Origin of the sequence: Mycobacterium sp. IDR2000157661 (genome assembly GCF_022317005.1) — a bacterium.
Lineage (GTDB): Bacteria > Actinomycetota > Actinomycetes > Mycobacteriales > Mycobacteriaceae > Mycobacterium.
In genome coordinates, this window is record NZ_CP081006.1 from 2,320,212 (window position 1) to 2,337,127 (window position 16,916).

General features: G+C 69.1%; 17 protein-coding genes. 12 read left to right on the plus strand and 5 right to left on the minus strand.

What is annotated here, in order from left to right:
- Nucleotides 1-30 precede the first annotated feature (30 nt).
- The 8 genes from purS to K3G64_RS12410 are packed head-to-tail and all read left to right on the plus strand — an operon-like array spanning nt 31 to nt 8,100.
- Nucleotides 31-282: a phosphoribosylformylglycinamidine synthase subunit PurS gene (purS, locus tag K3G64_RS12375; protein ID WP_238950160.1), complete on the plus strand. Its 252-nt coding sequence runs from the start codon at nt 31-33 to the stop codon at nt 280-282.
- Nucleotides 279-953 carry a phosphoribosylformylglycinamidine synthase subunit PurQ gene (gene purQ / locus K3G64_RS12380; RefSeq protein WP_238950162.1) on the plus strand — a complete coding sequence of 225 codons (675 nt, stop codon included), beginning with the start codon at nt 279-281 and terminating at the stop codon, nt 951-953. Before purS ends, purQ begins: the two co-directional genes overlap by 4 nt.
- A 46-nt stretch (nt 954-999) precedes the next feature.
- Nucleotides 1,000-2,259 (plus strand): M18 family aminopeptidase, encoded by a 1,260-nt coding sequence (locus K3G64_RS12385; RefSeq protein ID WP_238950164.1) that lies wholly within the window; start codon nt 1,000-1,002, stop codon nt 2,257-2,259.
- A gap of 15 nt (nt 2,260-2,274) precedes the next feature.
- Nucleotides 2,275-2,625, plus strand: a complete 351-nt coding sequence (locus K3G64_RS12390) for a VOC family protein (protein WP_238950165.1) — start codon at nt 2,275-2,277, stop codon at nt 2,623-2,625.
- A 48-nt stretch (nt 2,626-2,673) separates the two neighbouring features.
- The gene (purL, locus tag K3G64_RS12395) at nt 2,674-4,947 is read left to right on the plus strand and encodes a phosphoribosylformylglycinamidine synthase subunit PurL (protein WP_238950620.1); all 2,274 of its coding nucleotides are present in this window, start codon (nt 2,674-2,676) and stop codon (nt 4,945-4,947) included.
- Nucleotides 4,944-6,668, plus strand: coding sequence for an alpha/beta hydrolase (locus K3G64_RS12400; RefSeq protein WP_238950166.1), 1,725 nt, complete (start codon nt 4,944-4,946; stop codon nt 6,666-6,668). Before purL ends, K3G64_RS12400 begins: the two co-directional genes overlap by 4 nt.
- Nucleotides 6,669-6,697: 29 nt before the next feature.
- Entirely contained in the window at nt 6,698-7,291 is a 594-nt protein-coding gene (locus tag K3G64_RS12405) for an Rv0804 family intramembrane glutamic endopeptidase (RefSeq protein WP_370647146.1), read from the plus strand.
- A complete protein-coding gene (locus K3G64_RS12410; RefSeq protein ID WP_238950168.1) occupies nt 7,288-8,100 on the plus strand; it encodes an SDR family NAD(P)-dependent oxidoreductase in 813 nt (270 codons plus the stop codon). The genes K3G64_RS12405 and K3G64_RS12410 overlap by 4 nt, the downstream gene beginning before the upstream one ends.
- Before the next feature lie 5 nt (nt 8,101-8,105).
- On the opposite strand, the gene K3G64_RS12415 is transcribed toward K3G64_RS12410, so the two are convergent.
- Nucleotides 8,106-9,311, minus strand: a complete 1,206-nt coding sequence (locus tag K3G64_RS12415; protein WP_238950169.1) for an MCE family protein — start codon at nt 9,309-9,311, stop codon at nt 8,106-8,108.
- Between the two features lie 16 nt (nt 9,312-9,327).
- Here K3G64_RS12415 and K3G64_RS12420 point away from each other — a divergent pair, with 16 nt between their 5' ends.
- Nucleotides 9,328-9,729: a sterol carrier family protein gene (locus K3G64_RS12420; RefSeq protein ID WP_238950170.1), complete on the plus strand. Its 402-nt coding sequence runs from the start codon at nt 9,328-9,330 to the stop codon at nt 9,727-9,729.
- Between the two features lie 151 nt (nt 9,730-9,880).
- Nucleotides 9,881-11,413 (plus strand): amidophosphoribosyltransferase, encoded by a 1,533-nt coding sequence (gene purF, locus K3G64_RS12425; protein WP_238950171.1) that lies wholly within the window; start codon nt 9,881-9,883, stop codon nt 11,411-11,413.
- On the opposite strand, the gene K3G64_RS12430 is transcribed toward purF, so the two are convergent.
- Both K3G64_RS12430 and K3G64_RS12435 read right to left on the minus strand, forming a co-directional pair.
- On the minus strand, nt 11,410-12,378 hold the full coding sequence (locus tag K3G64_RS12430; protein ID WP_238950172.1) for an NAD(P)H-binding protein: 969 nt from the start codon (nt 12,376-12,378) through the stop codon (nt 11,410-11,412). The two genes, purF and K3G64_RS12430, sit on opposite strands and share 4 nt — an antisense overlap.
- A gap of 25 nt (nt 12,379-12,403) precedes the next feature.
- Nucleotides 12,404-12,835: a cupin gene (locus tag K3G64_RS12435; RefSeq protein WP_238950173.1), complete on the minus strand. Its 432-nt coding sequence runs from the start codon at nt 12,833-12,835 to the stop codon at nt 12,404-12,406.
- Nucleotides 12,836-12,886: 51 nt separating this feature from the next.
- Between K3G64_RS12435 and K3G64_RS12440 the strand changes: the two genes are divergently transcribed.
- Together K3G64_RS12440 and purM are read left to right on the plus strand one after the other, a co-directional pair.
- On the plus strand, nt 12,887-14,368 hold the full coding sequence (locus K3G64_RS12440) for a class I adenylate-forming enzyme family protein (RefSeq protein ID WP_238950175.1): 1,482 nt from the start codon (nt 12,887-12,889) through the stop codon (nt 14,366-14,368).
- A 61-nt stretch (nt 14,369-14,429) separates the two neighbouring features.
- Nucleotides 14,430-15,503, plus strand: a complete 1,074-nt coding sequence (gene purM / locus K3G64_RS12445; protein WP_238950177.1) for a phosphoribosylformylglycinamidine cyclo-ligase — start codon at nt 14,430-14,432, stop codon at nt 15,501-15,503.
- A 4-nt stretch (nt 15,504-15,507) separates the two neighbouring features.
- Here the strand turns inward: purM and K3G64_RS12450 are convergent, their stop codons facing one another.
- Together K3G64_RS12450 and ygfZ are read right to left on the minus strand one after the other, a co-directional pair.
- Nucleotides 15,508-15,687, minus strand: a complete 180-nt coding sequence (locus K3G64_RS12450) for a DUF3073 domain-containing protein (RefSeq protein WP_238950179.1) — start codon at nt 15,685-15,687, stop codon at nt 15,508-15,510.
- A gap of 124 nt (nt 15,688-15,811) precedes the next feature.
- Complete coding sequence (ygfZ, locus tag K3G64_RS12455) at nt 15,812-16,876, minus strand: CAF17-like 4Fe-4S cluster assembly/insertion protein YgfZ (RefSeq protein ID WP_238950181.1); 1,065 nt, start codon at nt 16,874-16,876, stop codon at nt 15,812-15,814.
- Between the last annotated feature and the right edge of the window lie 40 nt (nt 16,877-16,916).

Sequence of the window (16,916 nt, forward strand, 5' to 3'; positions counted from 1 at the left end):
CGGGCGCACCGCGGCGGTACAGTGAACGCCGTGGCAAGGGTGGTGGTGCACGTGATGCCCAAGGCCGAGATCTTGGACCCGCAGGGGCAGGCGATCGTCGGCGCACTGGGTCGGCTCGGCTTCGATGGTGTCTCAGATGTGCGGCAGGGCAAGCGATTCGAACTCGAAGTCGATGAAAGCATCGACGACGACACCCTCGCTGAGATCGCTGAATCGCTGCTCGCGAACACCGTGATCGAGGACTGGAGCGTGAGCCGGGAACCGGCGGGGAACGAGGCGTGACCGCACGTGTGGGCGTGATCACGTTCCCGGGCACGCTCGACGACGTCGACGCCGCGCGGGCGGTCCGGTTGGCCGGTGCCGATGCAGTGAGCCTGTGGCACGCCGAGGCCGACCTGAAGAAGGTCGACGCCGTGGTGGTGCCCGGCGGGTTCTCCTACGGTGACTACCTGCGTGCGGGGGCGATCGCGAAGTTCGCCCCGGTCATGGGTGAGGTGGTGCGGGCGGCAGAGCAGGGCATGCCAGTGTTGGGCATCTGCAACGGTTTTCAGGTGCTGTGCGAGGCCGGTCTGCTGCCGGGGGCGTTGACCCGCAACGCCGGACTGCACTTCGTCTGCCGCGACGTGTGGCTGCAGGTGGCGTCGAACGAGACGGCGTGGACGTCACGGTACCAGGCCGGCGCCGACATCCTGGTGCCGTTGAAGTCCGGCGAGGGCCGCTACCAGGCGTCGGATGCCGTGCTCGACGAACTCGAGGCCGAAGGTCGCGTCGTGTTCCGCTACCGCGACAACCCCAACGGCTCACAGCGCAACATCGCCGGGATCGCCTCGGCGAACCGACGGGTGGTCGGACTGATGCCGCACCCGGAGCACGCCACGGAGCCGCTGACGGGCCCGTCCGACGACGGACTCGGCCTGTTCTACTCCGCCCTCGACGGGGTGCTCAGCGCCTAGCCGCAGGCTCGCCGGGGAAGTGGCTGCGTCAGGGAGGATGGGAATCATGGCTGCCGATCCGCAGGGCTTGTGCGAGTTCATCGACTCCTCGCCCTCGCCGTTTCACGTCTGTGAGACCGCCGCGGCCCGGCTGCGCGCGGCGGGCTTTCGCGAGCTCTCGGAAACCGAAGCGTGGGACTCCAGCGGTCGGTTCTTCACCGTGCGGGCCGGCTCGCTCATCGCGTGGCACAGCGCAGCGGACAGCGGTGCCTGGCCTTTTCGTATCGTCGGCGCCCATACCGACAGCCCCAATCTGCGCGTCAAGCAGCATCCCGACCGCTTCGTGTCCGGCTGGCGGGTGGTCGCGTTGCAGCCCTACGGCGGCGCGTGGTTGAACTCCTGGCTGGACCGCGACCTGGGCGTCAGCGGCAGGCTGTCCGTGCGCCGCGGCAACACAGTCGAGCACCGGCTCGTCCGGATCGACGACCCCGTCCTGCGGGTGCCGCAGCTGGCCATTCACCTCGCCGACGACCGCAAGGCGGTGGCGCTGGACCCGCAGCGGCACGTCAACGCGGTGTGGGGTGTCGGCAGTGGCACCCGGTCGTTCCTGGACTACGTCGCCGAGCGGGCCGACGTGCCCCCAGCCGACGTGCTGGGCGCCGACCTGATGACGCACGACCTCACCCCCTCGCGGCTGGTCGGAGCCGACCGGGAACTTCTCAGCGCTCCGCGGCTGGACAACCAGGCGACCTGCTACGCCGGTTTGGAGGCGTTCCTCGCCGCCGAACCCGGCGACAGCGTGCCGGTGCTGGTGCTGTTCGACCACGAAGAGGTCGGCTCGCAGTCCGACCACGGCGCCCAGTCCGAGCTGCTGTTGACCGTCCTCGAGCGCATCACGCTGAGCCAGGGGGGTGGGCGCGAGGAGTTCCTTCGCCGGCTGCCCGGATCCATGGTGGCGTCGGGCGACATGGCGCACGCCACCCACCCGAACTACCCGGACCGCCATGAACCGGGACATCTCATCGAGGTCAACGGTGGACCGGTGCTCAAGGTGCAGCCGAACCTCCGCTACGCCACCGACGGACGGACCGGTGCGGCATTCGCGCTGGCGTGCGCCCAGGCGGGTGTGCCGCTGCAGCGCTACGAACACCGCGCCGATCTGCCGTGCGGGTCGACCATCGGCCCGATGACCTCCGCACGCACCGGGATCCCCACCGTCGACGTCGGCGCAGCGCAGCTGGCGATGCACTCGGCTCGGGAAGTGATGGGCGCCGCTGACGTCGCGGCCTACTCCGCGGCGCTCGAAGCGTTTCTGTCACCCGCCTGACATAGGGTCTCGCGCATGGGACTCAACGTGGAATCGATAACGTTCGACTGCGCCGACCCCGACGCGATGGCCCACTGGTGGGCGACGGCGGTCGGCGGCACGGTAAACCCGGTTGCGCCAGGTGAATTCGTTCTCGTCGGCCAGTCCGACGGACCGAATCTGGCCTTCCAGCGGGTGGCGGATCCGACGCCGGGCAAGAACAAGCTGCACATCGACTTCTCGGCCGCCGACATGGACGCCGAAGTCGCGCGGCTGGTGGAGATGGGTGCCACCGAGACCGGCAGGCACAACTTCGGTGACGACTTTCACTGGGTGGTGCTGACCGATCCCGGCGGCAACGCGTTCTGTGTCGCCGCAGTGGGCTGACGCGGCCCAAACTAGACTGTCGTGGTGACGTCGGAGCCCACCCAAGCCCTGGATACCGTCGACCGAGCCGCCGCCACCCCCGAGCAACCACAGCCCTTCCGCGAGCTCGGCCTCAAGGACGACGAGTACGCACGCATCCGCGACATCCTCGGCCGCAGACCCACCGACGCCGAGCTGGCGATGTACTCGGTGATGTGGAGCGAGCACTGCTCGTACAAGTCATCGAAGGTGCACCTGCGCTACTTCGGCGAGACCACCACCGACGAGATGCGCAGGACGATGCTGGCCGGTATCGGTGAGAACGCCGGAGTCGTCGACATCGGGGACGGCTGGGCCGCCACGTTCAAGGTCGAGTCACACAACCACCCGTCCTACATCGAGCCGTACCAGGGCGCCGCAACCGGCGTCGGTGGCATCGTGCGCGACATCATGGCGATGGGCGCGCGCCCGGTCGCGGTGATGGATCAGCTCCGGTTCGGCGCCGCCGACGCCCCCGACACCCGCCGTGTCGTCGACGGGGTGGTGCGCGGCATCGGCGGCTACGGCAACTCGCTGGGCCTGCCCAACATCGGCGGGGAAACCGTCTTCGACGCTTCCTACGGCGGCAACCCGCTGGTGAATGCGTTGTGCGTGGGAGTGCTGCGAAAGCAGCACCTGCACCTGGCGTTCGCTTCGGGCACCGGCAACAAGATCGTTCTGTTCGGTGCGCGCACCGGGTTGGACGGCATCGGCGGGGTGTCGGTGCTGGCGTCGGAGACGTTCGGTGGCGACGAGAGCGGCTCGGGGTCACGCAAGAAGCTGCCCTCGGTGCAGGTCGGTGACCCCTTCATGGAGAAGGTGCTTATCGAGTGCTGCCTGGAGCTCTACGCCAACGACCTGGTGGTCGGCATTCAGGACCTCGGCGGCGCCGGACTGTCATGCGCCACTTCAGAACTCGCATCGGCCGGCGACGGCGGTATGCGCATCGAGCTGGAATCCGTTCCGCTGCGGGCGGCCAACATGACCCCCGCCGAGATCTTGTCCAGCGAGTCGCAGGAACGGATGTGCGCGGTCGTCACGCCCGACAATGTCGACAAGTTCATGGCCGTGTGCCGCAAGTGGGACGTGCTGGCCACGGTCATCGGCGAGGTGACCGACGGCGACCGGCTGCAGATCAGCTGGCACGGCGAGACGGTCGTCGACGTGCCACCGCGCACGGTCGCACACGAAGGTCCGGTCTATCAGCGCCCCGTCGCCCGGCCCGAGACCCAGGACGCGCTCAACGCAGACACGTCGGAGAAACTGCCGCGCCCGCGCAGCGGTGAAGAGCTCAAAGCGACTCTGCTTGCGCTGCTGGGCAGTCCGCACCTGTGCAGCCGTGCTTTCATCACCGAACAGTACGACCGCTACGTGCGCGGCAACACTGTGCTGGCCGAGGACGCCGACGGCGGCGTGCTGCGCGTGGACGAAACCACCGGTCGGGGGATCGCGATCTCCACCGATGCGTCGGGCCGGTACACGGCGCTGGACCCCTACACCGGCGCGCAGTTGGCGCTGGCCGAGGCGTACCGCAACGTCGCCGTGACAGGCGCCACGCCGGTCGCGGTGACCAACTGCCTCAACTTCGGCTCGCCCGAGGATCCCGGCGTGATGTGGCAGTTCAGTCAGGCCGTCCGCGGCCTCGCCGAGGGCGCTGCGGCCCTGGGTATTCCGGTCACCGGCGGAAACGTCAGCTTCTACAATCAGACCGGCACCACCGCCATCCTGCCGACACCGGTCGTCGGTGTCCTCGGTGTCTTGGAAGATGTGAGCCGACGTCTTCCCACCGGGTTCGGTGAGGAACCCGGCGAGACGTTGATGCTGCTCGGCGACACCCGAGACGAGTTCGACGGGTCCGTGTGGGCACAGGTGACCGGTGACCACCTCGGCGGGCTCCCGCCGAAGGTCGACCTCGGCCGCGAGAAGCTGCTGGCCGACGTGCTCACCGCCGCGTCGCGCGACGGATTGGTGTCGGCGGCGCACGACCTCTCCGAGGGTGGCCTTGCGCAGGCGGTCGTGGAATCGGCGCTGCGGGGCGAAACCGGTTGCCGCATCGTCCTTCCCGAAGGCGTAGATCCATTCGTGATGCTGTTCGCCGAGTCGGCGGGGCGGGTGCTGGTGGCCGTCCCGCGCACCGAGGAGAGCCGGTTCCGCGCCATGTGCGAGGCCCGCGGCCTGCCCGCCACCCGGATCGGGGTCGTCGACCAAGTCGGCGACGCCATCGAGGTGCAGGGCCAGTTCACGGTCACCCTGGCGGAACTGCGTGCCACGTCGGAAAGTGTGCTGCCCAGGTTGTTCGGGTGAATGAGAGTCCTACACAACGAAATTCGCTCTACACCTGGGCGTGGAGCCTGCTCCGGCTGGACTTTGTCGGGGTGGCCTTCGCCGCGCTGTTCTTCTGCCTGTCGCTGACGCCGTCACTGCTGCCCAGGGACTGGCTGTTCCAGGGACTCATCGGCGGCTTGGACGCCGCCATCGGCTACGGCATCGGTGTGTTCGTCGCGAAGCTGTTGAAGCGCTTCGTCTTACGCAACCGGTCCTGGTGGCCGCCGAGCAGGCGGGTGCTGTGGGCGGTCAAGTGCGTAATCGTCGCGGGATCGGTGACGGCCAGCGTCTTGATGGTCATTCCGGGGGCGGCCTGGCAGCGGCAGGTGTCGGCGCTGATGGGCATCGAAGGTCCCACCACGCTGGGGTACCTGCGCACGCTGGTGGTCGCGGTCGCCGTCGGCGGCGTGTGCGTCGGCACGGCAAGAGTGCTGCTGGACGTCATCAAGACGATGGCCCGCTTCTTCATCCGACGCTGGCGGCTGACCGACGAGGTGGCGCTGTTCATCGGCACGGCGATCGTCGTCGTGCTGGCCGTCACCCTGGTCAACGGCGTGTTGCTGCGCGGCTTCCTCATCGGCGCCAACTGGGTGTTCCAACCGCAGAACACCACCACGATGGCGGGCATCGTGCAGCCGGAGGAATCCGAAAGGTCTGGCAGCCCAGAGTCGTTCGCCGATTGGGAAAGCCTCGGCTACCAGGGCCGAAACTTCGTGGCGACCGGACCGGACGCCGAGGAGCTGACCGAACTCAACGGCGCGCCTGCCAAGGAACCGATCCGGGTGTACGTCGGCCTGCAGACCGCCGACACCGACGAACAACGGATGGCCGTGCTGCTGAGCGAACTCGAGCGCACGGGTGCCTTCGAACGCAGACTGCTGGTGATCGTGCCCACCACCGGCACCGGTTGGATCAATCCCCTCGCGGCGAGCTCACTGGAGATGATGTACAACGGCGACACCGCGATCGTGGGTTCGCAGTACTCGTTCCTGCCGAGTTGGATCTCGTTCCTCGGCGACCGCGAGAAGTCGATGGAGTCCGGCCGGATGATGATCGACGCGATCCATCAGCGCTGGGAGCAGCGTCCGGAAGACCGCAGGCCAGAACTCGTTCTCTACGGCGAGAGTCTGGGCTCGATGGCCGGCCAGGCCGCCTTCGCGTGGCTGCCCGACATCGCGAGGATGGGCTTCTCGTCGGTGTTGTGGGTGGGCCCACCGAACGCCAGCCCGTTGTGGGAGGCGATCACCGCCCGGCGCGACCCCGCAACGCCGCAGGTGCAACCGCGCTACGACGACGGCCGCACCGTGCGGTTCACGCAGGCCAACGGCGCCGCCCAGATCGCCGCCGACACCGCCGCCCCGTGGGAGGGCACGCGGGTGCTGTTCATGCAACACGCCTCGGATCCGATCGTGTGGTGGTCGGACGACCTGTTGTTCACCCGGCCGGACTGGCTGCGCGAACCGCCGGGACGCGACCGTACCGCGTCGATGCGGTGGTACCCCATCGTCACCTTCGGGCAGGTCGCGGCCGATATGACCAACGCGGTGTCGGTGCCTGCCGGCCACGGCCACAATTACGGTGAGTTCGTGCTCGACGGCTGGGCGGCCGTCGCACCGCCCGACGGATGGACCCGCGAGGACACCGAGCGGATCCGCGTCGCGCTGCAGAAGGACCTAGGGCAGGACGGACCCGAGTATTGATGCGGCAGAACAAATTTCAAGCAGTCATGATGAGTATTGCCCTGGTGGGGTGGAGCTTCGTCGCACCGCGGGTGAGATTTCACCCCGTTCCCAACGCCGCGCTGGGCACCGGCCTGTACGCGCTGGCGCGCCCGCCACTCGGCATGGGCTCGCCGGCGCTGGCCTCGGGCCTGCGTCACGGGCTGGCGGCAGGCGCGGTGATCGCGGCGGGGGTGGTGGCGTCGGCCGCGATCCCGCCGGTGCGTCGCGGCATGGCCGCGCGCGAACTGCCCGAGCGTACCCTCCGTTGGATGCTGCTCGACATCCCGTTGGGCACCGTGTGGCCCGAGGAGATCGCCTACCGGGCGACCTTGGGCACCCTCGCCGAGGACGCCTTCGGATCCCGCGACGGCCGACTGCTGCAGTCGGTGGCATTCGGTCTGTGGCACATCATGGACGCCCGCATCACCCGGAACCCGGTGCTGGGCACCGTTGCGGTGACCGGCGTCGCGGGGTGGGCGTTCGGCTGGCTGCAGGCACGGTCGGGCAGCGTGCTGGCGCCGATGCTGGCGCACCTGGCCGCCAACGAAGCCGCGGCGCTGGCGGCGTTGGCCGTCCAGCGCCGCGTAGGGTCCAGGCCATGACCGCCGCCCGTGGCACCCGCAACTTCGTCGTCACCGGTGCGGCGTCAGGCATCGGACTGGCCACCGCCAAGCGCCTTCTCGCCCAAGGCGGCACCGTCGTCGGCGCCGATGTGAACCGGCCACCGGAGCAACTCGGCGACCGCTTCTCGTTCGTCACCGCCGACATCACCGACGAATCCGCCGTCGCCGCCGTGTTCGCCGAGGTGGACGGACGGCTGGACGGCGTGGTCCACTCGGCGGGTGTCGCCGGCGGCGGACCGGTGCACCTGCTCGATCGCAGCGAGTGGCAGCGGGTGATCGACGTCAACCTCACCGGCACCTTCCTGGTGGCCAAGGCCGCGCTGGCCAGGATGATCGACCAGCCGCGGGTCGGTGGTCCGATCGCCGGCTCAGCCGGCAGCGGCGAGCGTGGTGCGCTGGTCACCCTCGCCAGCGTGGAGGGCCTGGAGGGCACGGCGGGCGGCAGCGGCTACAACGCCGCCAAGGGCGGTGTCGTGCTGCTCACCAAGAACATCGCGCTCGACTACGGCCCCAGCGGTATCCGCGCCAACGCCATCTGCCCCGGCTTCATCGACACCCCGATGCTGGACAGCGTCATGGGCCTGGAGGGGATGGCGGAACCGCTTCGCTCAATCACCGAGGAGCACGCGCTGCAGCGGCGTGGCCAGCCCGACGAGATCGCCGCGGTCGCCGCGTTTCTCGTCTCGACCGACGCGTCTTTCATCACCGGCCAGGCGATAGCGGTGGACGGCGGCTACACGGCCGGCCGCGACCACGGCGTGGTGAAGATGTTCGGCTTCCCCACCTGACGGCGTCACGGGTTGATGGTGTACTCACCGATCTGGCGACCCCACACGTATTCGATCAGCAGCGGCTGGCCGAGCTCGAAGTGGTTGTACGGCGCGATGCTCGCCCCGGTGTCCATCACCAGGTACGGCGCGGGCCACAGTTCGCGCGAGATGTCGTGCCAGCAGCCGGGACTGCCCTCCGGACCGCCCCGGGCGTTGACCCGGGGCAGGTTGTCGGGATAGACGTACGGGTTGCCGGCGCCCGCGATGGCTCCCGACATCGTCGCCAGCGAGTAGCCGTTGCCCCCGAGGGTGTCGGCGACCTGACTCTGGACCTTGTCGAACTTGCGGATGGTGCACAGGATCATGCCGCGGTAGTCGTCGAGCAGCTCGGTGGTCGGCACCAGATCGGCTGCGCCACGGACGAAGAACGGTGCGGCGCGGTCGAACACGTCGCCGCCGGTTTCGGCGAATCCGAGCGAAGCCACCAGCGCGGCATCGATGTCGGCGCGATGCTCGTTGAGCGTACGGACGGATGTCACCGCGTCCTGCAGTCCGTCGAACAGGTCCGGCGAGGCGCCTGAGTACACCGACGCCAGGTCGGCCAGTAGGCCGGTGTCCTCGCGAACCTGCGCCATGCGGGGATTGAGGTCGTCGAGGATGGCGTTGCCGTCGAGCAGCGATCGGCCGAACCGGTCGCCCAGCCCGGTGAGGGCTTCGGCCGTGGCGCTGAGCGTCTGGTTCAATTTGATCGGGTCAACCCGCTCAGCGAGCGCGGTGACCGTCTCGAACAGTGTGTTGAACTCGGTGGTGACGGCCGACGCGTCGATCACATCGGCCGCCGAGAGTCGTTGCGGCACAGCATCCGATGGCGAAGTGAACGAGATGTACTTGTTGCCGAACACCGTGGTGGCGCGGATCTGCACGTCGGCGTTGGCCGGGATGAGCGCCAGCTGGCGGGGATCGACGTCGAGGGCGAGGCGGGCCTTCTGCGTACCGTCGACCTCGACGGCGTCGATGCGGTCGACCCGCCCGATCTCCACGCCGTTGTAGGTGACCTTGGCGCCCGGGTCGACGACCAGCCCGGCACGCGACGACAGCACCGTCAACCGCGCCGTGCGCGTCAGGTCGCCGCGGAATTGGGCGTAGACCAAGCCCGCCGCCACCGCCGCGACAGCCAGCAGCACCGCCCCGGCCACCTTGTACGGCGGATCGTGGCGGTCGACGAACACTTTGAGACAGTAAGGTATGGCCACCTCGAAACGGGCCCGTAGTGCCGATCCGGTGCAGACCCGCGCCGCGGTGGGTGCGTTGGCGGGCTGGCTGCGCGACGACCGGCAGCCCGCGCCTGGCCGCGGCGAACTGGCCGAGGCGGTGCGCCTGACCGCCCGCACGCTCGCCGCGGTCGCGCCGGGCTCCAGTGTCGAGGTGCGGGTTCCCCCGTTCGTCGCCGTGCAGTGCATCGCCGGACCCGCGCACCGGCGCGGCAACCCGTCGAACGTCGTCGAGACCGACGCACGCACCTGGCTGTTGCTGGCCACGGGCCTGGTTTCGGTCGACGACGCGGCCGCCGACCGCCGGCTGACGCTGTCCGGATCGCGGGCGGGCGAGATCGCGGCGTGGCTGCCGCTGGCCGGGCTGCAGGGTTAGCTGCGCCACAGTTTCTTACAGCTGTGAAATTGGGCGACCGGGCCACGGTGTTGTTCTCACCACGACACCCGTCGTTCAATTCCGTGATCGACCCGTGATGACCGTAGACTGAACCGCGTCTACCCACTCCGCCCTGGGAGCAGCCCTTACCGTGACCGGCCCGCAGACCGATCCAGAACCCCGCGAAGAGTGCGGCGTATTCGGCGTCTGGGCGCCGGGTGAAGAGGTCGCCAAGCTCACGTACTACGGCTTGTACGCCTTGCAGCACCGCGGTCAGGAAGCGGCGGGTATCGCCGTCGCGGACGGTTCCCAGGTGCTCGTCTTCAAGGATCTCGGCCTGGTCAGCCAGGTGTTCGACGAACAGACGCTGGCCGCCATGGAAGGGCACGTCGCCATCGGCCATTGCCGCTACTCGACCAGCGGCTCCACCACCTGGGAGAACGCCCAGCCGGTGTTCCGCAACACGTCCGCAGGCACGGGTGTGGCGCTGGGGCACAACGGCAACCTCGTCAACGCCGCCGAACTGGCCGGCCGGGCGCGGGAGGCCGGGCTGCTTGGCACCAGGGGCGCCCCGGCCGCGACCACCGACTCCGACATCCTGGGCGCGCTGCTCGCGCACGGCGCGGCCGACGCGACGCTGGAGCAGGCCGCGCTGGAGCTATTGCCGACCGTTCGTGGGGCTTTCTGCCTGACCTTCATGGACGAGAACACGCTGTATGCGGCGCGCGACCCGTATGGAGTGCGGCCGTTGTCACTGGGCCGGCTCGACCGGGGCTGGGTGGTCGCCTCGGAGACCGCGGCGCTCGACATCGTCGGCGCATCGTTCGTCCGCGACATCGAACCCGGCGAACTGCTGGCTATCGACGCCGACGGCGTGCGGTCCACCCGGTTCGCCAACCCGGACCCGAAGGGCTGCGTCTTCGAATACGTCTACCTGGCGCGGCCGGACAGCACGATCGCCGGCCGCTCGGTGCACGCCGCCCGCGTCGACATCGGCCGCAGGCTCGCGCGCGAGAAGCCGGTCGACGCCGACCTGGTGATCGGCGTGCCGGAGTCGGGCACGCCCGCAGCGGTCGGCTATGCGCAGGAGTCCGGCATTCCGTTCGGGCAGGGGCTGATGAAGAACGCCTACGTCGGGCGGACCTTCATCCAGCCGTCGCAGACGATTCGGCAGCTGGGTATCCGGCTCAAACTCAACCCGCTGAAGGAAGTGATCCGCGGCAAGCGGCTGATCGTCGTCGACGACTCGATCGTGCGCGGCAACACCCAGCGGGCGCTGATCCGGATGCTGCGCGAGGCCGGCGCGCTCGAGGTGCACGTGCGCATCGCCTCCCCGCCGGTGAAGTGGCCCTGCTTCTACGGCATCGACTTCGCCACACCTGCCGAGCTGATCGCGAACGCCAAGAGCATGGCGGCCGACGAGGACGAGATGCTCGAAGCGGTGCGCCATGCGATCGGCGCCGACACGCTGGGCTACATCAGCAGGCAGGGCATGATCGCCGCGACCGAGCAGCCCGCGTCCCGGCTGTGCAGCGCGTGCTTCGACGGCAACTACCCGATCGAGCTGCCCGGGGAGTCGGCGTTGGGCAAGAACGTGATCGAGCACATGCTCGCGAACGCCGCCCGCAGCGGCATCCCGCTGCAGGCCGACAACGACAACGCCTCGGCGCTGCGTCGGCCTTAGCCTGCCGCGGGCCGACCGGCGCGCGCCCAGTGCGGGTCGCTGGGCAGCGGTCCGATCTTCATAGCGCTCTCGACTGCGTCGCGGTAGCCGGTCAATCCGCCCTCGGGCGGCGCGATGATGGTGTCGATGTCGTGTTCGTTCATGACCGCGTCCACTTCCAGCGATTCGATCAGCGGCCGGGCCAACCCAGGGGGCATCGGGGTCACCAGGCCGACCCACAGGCTCGCGATCGTCGGCGTCAGGAACGGGATCGCGATGATGATCCGTTTCCGAAGGCCGGCCACGTCCGCATAGGTCTGCATTGCGTCGCCGTACTCCATCACGTCGGGTCCACCGACATCCCAGGTGCGCGATGTCGGCACCGGCACCGCCGCCGCCTCGGCCAGATAGTGCAGCACATCGTCGATCGCGATCGGCTGGATCTTGTTGTGCACCCACTTCGGGGTCGTCATCGCCGGCAGCCGGTTGGTCAGGTGACGCATCATCTCGAACGACGCCGACCCCGAGCCGATGACGATGCCGGCCTGCAGCACGACCGTCTCGATGCCGGAGTCGATCAGGATGTCGCCGACCGCCGTGCGTGAACGCAGATGCGGGGACAAGTCGGCACCGGACGGATGCAGACCGCCGAGATAGACGATGCGCTTGACCCCGGCCTGGCTCGCGGCTTCGACGACGTTGCGCGCCGAGCGGGCCTCCGCCTCGACGAAATTGCTTTCGGTGCCCATAGAGTGCACGAGGTAGTAGACGACGTCGATGCCGTCGAACGCGTTGCGCAGCGAATCGACGTCGTCGAGGTCGCCCTTGACCACCTCGACGCGGTCGCGCCATTCGACGCCGGATAGTTTGTCGGGGTTGCGCGCCAGCGCGCGCACCGCAAACCCGCGGTCCAGGAGCCGGGGGATCAGTCGGCCACCGATGTAACCGGTCGCACCGGTCACCAGGCAGCGAATCGTGTCAGCCACTCGACCGGGATGGCCGGTTTCCGGCTCAGGCAAACCCGCAACCCGGATCGGGCGCGTCGACCGCCAGCGGTGTGCCGGTCGGCTGGATGTAGACGACCCACATCACGAGCGGATCGGGGCCCAGGTTGCGACCGATGTGGACGTTGTCGGGTCCGCTGGCCTCGGTGATCGGCGCGCCGGGTGGATAGATCCCGTCGACGGTGCACGTGGCGGCGTCGTGGGTGAGCGTGCCCGCGCGTACCACGCCGAACACCCGACCGTCGTGGTAGTGCCACCCGGTGCTACCGCCGGGAGCGATGGTGATCTCGCGGGTGACGTAGTCGACACCGTCGACCGTTGCCTGCGACATCGTCCTCGCCTCCACGCCCACCGACGGTGTGGCCGACGCGCTGACCGAGGCGACCACCAGGGCCACCATGGCGCCGGTGACCGCCGCCGGCCAGCGAAGTCGTCTCATGGGTGTCACGTTCTCACAGGCAATGGTTCGCGACAATGACGATGAACGACAATGACGATGAACGACAATGACACCGTGGCCGAGTCGAGTCCGCTGGCGTCCCTGGTCAGGAATCGCGGGGAAGCTGCCGCACTCGTTGAGCACGGGCGCACGTGGAGTTACCACGAGCTGGACGCCGCGGTGGATCGACTGGCCACCGAGATGCACGGCGACCTCCCGCCCGGTGAACGCGTCGCCCTGATGTTGCCCAACGGTGTCGAGCTGGTGGTCTGCTATCTGGCCTGCTTTCGCTCCGGTGCGGTCGCCACCCCGCTGAACAACCGCTACGCGGCACCCGAAGTCGAAGCAGCCCTGCGGCGTTCGCGCCCGCGCTGGCTGATGGTGGCCAGCGGCAGACGGGCGCTGCTCGACCAGCTCGACCCCGAGGTGCTCGACGGCATCCGGGTGATAGCGGTGGACGGCGTCGACTCGCTGAGCGGCGACGCGAGGGTCGCCCCGGCCGGTGGGCTGCCCGCCGTCGTAGCCGATGCGCCCGCGGTCATCTTCTTCACCTCCGGTTCCACCGGCCGCCCGAAGGGAGTTGTGCACACCCACGCCTCGGCTTACGCGATGTTGACGAGCACCTCCGCGGCGCTCGGTGACATCCGGTCCGGCGACGTGCTGCAGGTTTTCGAGCCGCAGGTGCACGTCAGCGGGTTCATCGCCACCTTCGCCGCCCTGGCGGCCGGCGCAACCTCCGTGGTGTACGACGGATTCGACCCGCTCACCTACGCTCGCGCCCTCCGGGAACACCGGCCGAGCCTGATCTGCACCCACATCGACGTGCTGGCCGAGCTGCTGCGCCAGCCCGGCGTGCACCGTGACTGGTTCGATTCGCTGCGCGGTGTCTACACCGGCGGCGACACCGTGCCGGTCGCGCTGCAGCGCCGCTTCCGGGAGGTGAGCGGGCTGCCGATCGGCGTCGGCTACGGCATGACCGAGGCCATCTGGCTGACCGTGTATCGCGACGGCGACACCGACCGTGACGGCTGCATCGGACGCCCGGTCGGTGGCGCGCGCTTGCGGGTCGACGAGGCGACGGGCGAACTGCTGGTGGCCGGGCCGATGGTGATGCAGCGCTACTGGGACGACGACGCGCTCACCGCGGCCACCCTGGCCGACGGCTGGCTGCGTACCGGCGACCGGGCCCGCCGGGACGCGGCGGGGGTGTGGTGGTTCACCGGACGGCTCAAAGACATCATCGTCCGGCGAACGTCGAAGATCACCCCGGGAGAGGTCGAGGCCGTATTGCAGCGCCACCCACAGGTGGCGATGGCCGCGGTCGTCGGCCTGCCGGACCCGCAGGAGGGGCAGGTGCCCGTCGCGTTCGTGGTGCCGACCTCCGGTGCGGCGCCTTCGCCGGATGAGCTGGCCGCCTTCCTGCATGGGCGTATCGCCGACTACAAGATCCCGGCGCGATTGCATCTGCGTTCGGCCCTGCCGCTGACCTCAAGCGGCAAGATCTCCCGAGGCGACCTGACGGAGAATCTCTGACAGGGCCGGTCTACCGCAAGCGGTTACCGGGCGCAGCGACGCGACGGTAGCCTTTGTTCCGATGACCGAACGCGCCGAACCGACCGGCATCTCCTATGCGTCCGCCGGGGTGGATATCGAAGCAGGCGATCGCGCCGTCGAACTCCTCAAACCGCTGGCAGAGAAGGCGACCCGGCCCGAGGTGCGGGGCGGGCTCGGCGGGTTCGCCGGCCTGTTCGCGCTGCGCGGCGGCTACCGCGAGCCCCTGCTGGCGTCCTCGACCGACGGGGTCGGAACGAAGCTGGCCGTCGCACAGGCCATGGACAAACACGACACCGTCGGAATCGACCTTGTCGCGATGGTCGTCGACGACCTCGTGGTGTGCGGGGCCGAACCGCTGTTCCTGCAGGACTACATCGCGGTCGGTCGCACCGTGCCCGAGCGCATCAGTGAGCTGGTGTCCGGCATCGCCGGTGGCTGCGTGATGGCCGGGTGTGCGCTGCTCGGCGGGGAGACCGCCGAACATCCCGGCTTGATGGCGCCCGATCACTACGACATCTCGGCCACCGGGGTGGGGGTGGTCGAAGCCGACGACGTGCTGGGCCCCGACCGAGTCAAACCCGGCGACGTGCTCATCGCGATGGCGTCGACGGGTTTGCACTCCAACGGGTACTCACTGGCTCGTCACGTGCTGCTCGAGATCGACCACATGAACTTGGCGGGCCACGTCGAGGAGTTCGGCCGCACCCTCGGCGAGGAGTTGCTGGAGCCGACCCGGATCTACGCCAAGGACTGCCTGGCCCTGGCCGCAGAGACCCAGGTGCGCACTTTCTGTCACGTCACCGGCGGCGGGCTGGCCGGCAACCTCGAGCGCGTCGTCCCACCCGGGCTGGTCGCCGAAATCGACCGGGGCACATGGACTCCCGCCCCGGTGTTCGCGATGATCGCACAGCGCGGCCGTGTCGAGCGGGTCGAGATGGAGAAGACCTTCAACATGGGTGTCGGCATGGTCGCCGTCGTCGCGCCGGAGGACACCGACCGCGCGCTGGCGATCCTGACCGCACGTCACCTGGACTGCTGGACGCTGGGCACCGTCAAGAAGGGCGGTAAAGGCGGCCCGCGAGCCGAACTCGTGGGCCAACACCCGCGGTTCTAGACGGTCAGCGGCGCCATTCGTCGTCGTCGACCCACTCGTCGGCCACCGGATCGGTGCCGTTGACGTCGTCTTCGGGCGCGCCCGACAGCTCGCGCTGAAGCCGCTCGAAATCGGTCTGCGGTGAGCTGTATTTGAGCTCACGCGCAACCTTGGTCTGCTTTGCCTTAGCCCGGCCGCGGCCCATGGGGGAACCCCCTCGCGCAATAACGGAGCGGCCCGATGTGCAGGCGGCTCCGATCTGAGTGTCTAATTTCGTCCTGCAGACACTTTACCGTGCCTGGCTGCGGTGCGCTGGCAGGCCCTCGACGTCAACGCCCGCCGCCTCGCAACTGTTCCACGGCACGGCGTCCCGCCCCCGTCGCCTCGGGCGGCGGCATGGAATCCGCGTCAATCACCGCGCGCACCGCGCCAATGGTCAGCTCGGCGTCCGCGGGCAGGCCGCGTTTGAGCAGCGCCAGCGCGATCGGTCCTTCGTCGACATGGTCGACCACCGTGCCGAGCCGGCCCACGGTGCGCCCACCGGCCAGTACCGGCTCGCCCGTCGTGGGCCGGTCCGTCGACCCGTCGAGGTGCAGCAACACCAGCATGCGGGGCGGTTTGCCCAGGTTGTGAACGCGTGCCACCGTCTCCTGCCCCCGGTAACAGCCCTTGTCCAGGTGCACGGCCGGCCCGATCCAGCCCACCTCGTGCGGAATGGTCCGTTCATCGGTGTCGACGCCGAGCCGGGGCCGGCGCGAGGCGACGCGGTGCGCTTCGTAGGCCCACAGACCTGCAGGCCGCACACCCGCGTCCAGGAGGCGTTGCCGCCAGTCGGTGGCCGCCTCCCGTGGGACGACGAGGTCGAGCTCGACGTCTTCGCCCGCGATGCGCCGCAGGAACCCGCCACCGGCGAGCGCGACGGCGGAATCCGGCGCAGGCAACGCGTCCAGCCCGAGCACCTCGAGGACAGCGGGGTCCGCCGACTGCGGCCCGAGCAGCGATAACACCGCCAGGTCCGCCGCCTCCACGACCACGTCGGCCCAGAAAACCATCTTGCGCAGGTAGGTCAGCAGCGGCTCCCCGCGCCACGGTTCGGTGTCGAGGTAGGTGACGCCACCCAGCTCGGTCTGAACCCAGTGATCTTCCACACGGCCCTGGCCGTCGAGGCTCAGATTCTGCGTCACCGAGCCGTCGGCCAGGTCGCTGACGTGCTGAGTGGTCAGGCTGTGCAGCCAACTCCGACGGTCGTTGCCCGCGACGGTCAGCACCGCGCGATGCGAGCGGTCGACGAGCACGGCGGCGTCGTATGCCGCGCGCTGCTCGCCGAAAGGGTCGCCGTGATGCCAGACGGCGCCGGCATCGGGTCCGGTGTCGGGTGCGGGAACGGCTGACATGACTCAACTCTACGTTCGGCGCGCCCGCACCCCGCCGCTA

What these genes read in the sequence shown, in the direction of transcription:
- K3G64_RS12385 (WP_238950164.1), top strand. Translation starts at nt 1,000, where the DNA reads ATGGCTGCCGATCCGCAGGGCTTGTGCGAGTTCATCGACTCCTCGCCC.
- K3G64_RS12390 (WP_238950165.1), top strand. Translation starts at nt 2,275, where the DNA reads ATGGGACTCAACGTGGAATCGATAACGTTCGACTGCGCCGACCCCGAC.
- K3G64_RS12405 (WP_370647146.1), top strand. Translation starts at nt 6,698, where the DNA reads ATGAGTATTGCCCTGGTGGGGTGGAGCTTCGTCGCACCGCGGGTGAGA.
- K3G64_RS12410 (WP_238950168.1), top strand. Translation starts at nt 7,288, where the DNA reads ATGACCGCCGCCCGTGGCACCCGCAACTTCGTCGTCACCGGTGCGGCG.
- K3G64_RS12420 (WP_238950170.1), top strand. Translation starts at nt 9,328, where the DNA reads ATGGCCACCTCGAAACGGGCCCGTAGTGCCGATCCGGTGCAGACCCGC.
- K3G64_RS12435 (WP_238950173.1), bottom strand. Translation starts at nt 12,835, where the DNA reads ATGAGACGACTTCGCTGGCCGGCGGCGGTCACCGGCGCCATGGTGGCC.
- K3G64_RS12440 (WP_238950175.1), top strand. Translation starts at nt 12,887, where the DNA reads ATGACGATGAACGACAATGACACCGTGGCCGAGTCGAGTCCGCTGGCG.
- purM (WP_238950177.1), top strand. Translation starts at nt 14,430, where the DNA reads ATGACCGAACGCGCCGAACCGACCGGCATCTCCTATGCGTCCGCCGGG.
- K3G64_RS12450 (WP_238950179.1), bottom strand. Translation starts at nt 15,687, where the DNA reads ATGGGCCGCGGCCGGGCTAAGGCAAAGCAGACCAAGGTTGCGCGTGAG.
- ygfZ (WP_238950181.1), bottom strand. Translation starts at nt 16,876, where the DNA reads ATGTCAGCCGTTCCCGCACCCGACACCGGACCCGATGCCGGCGCCGTC.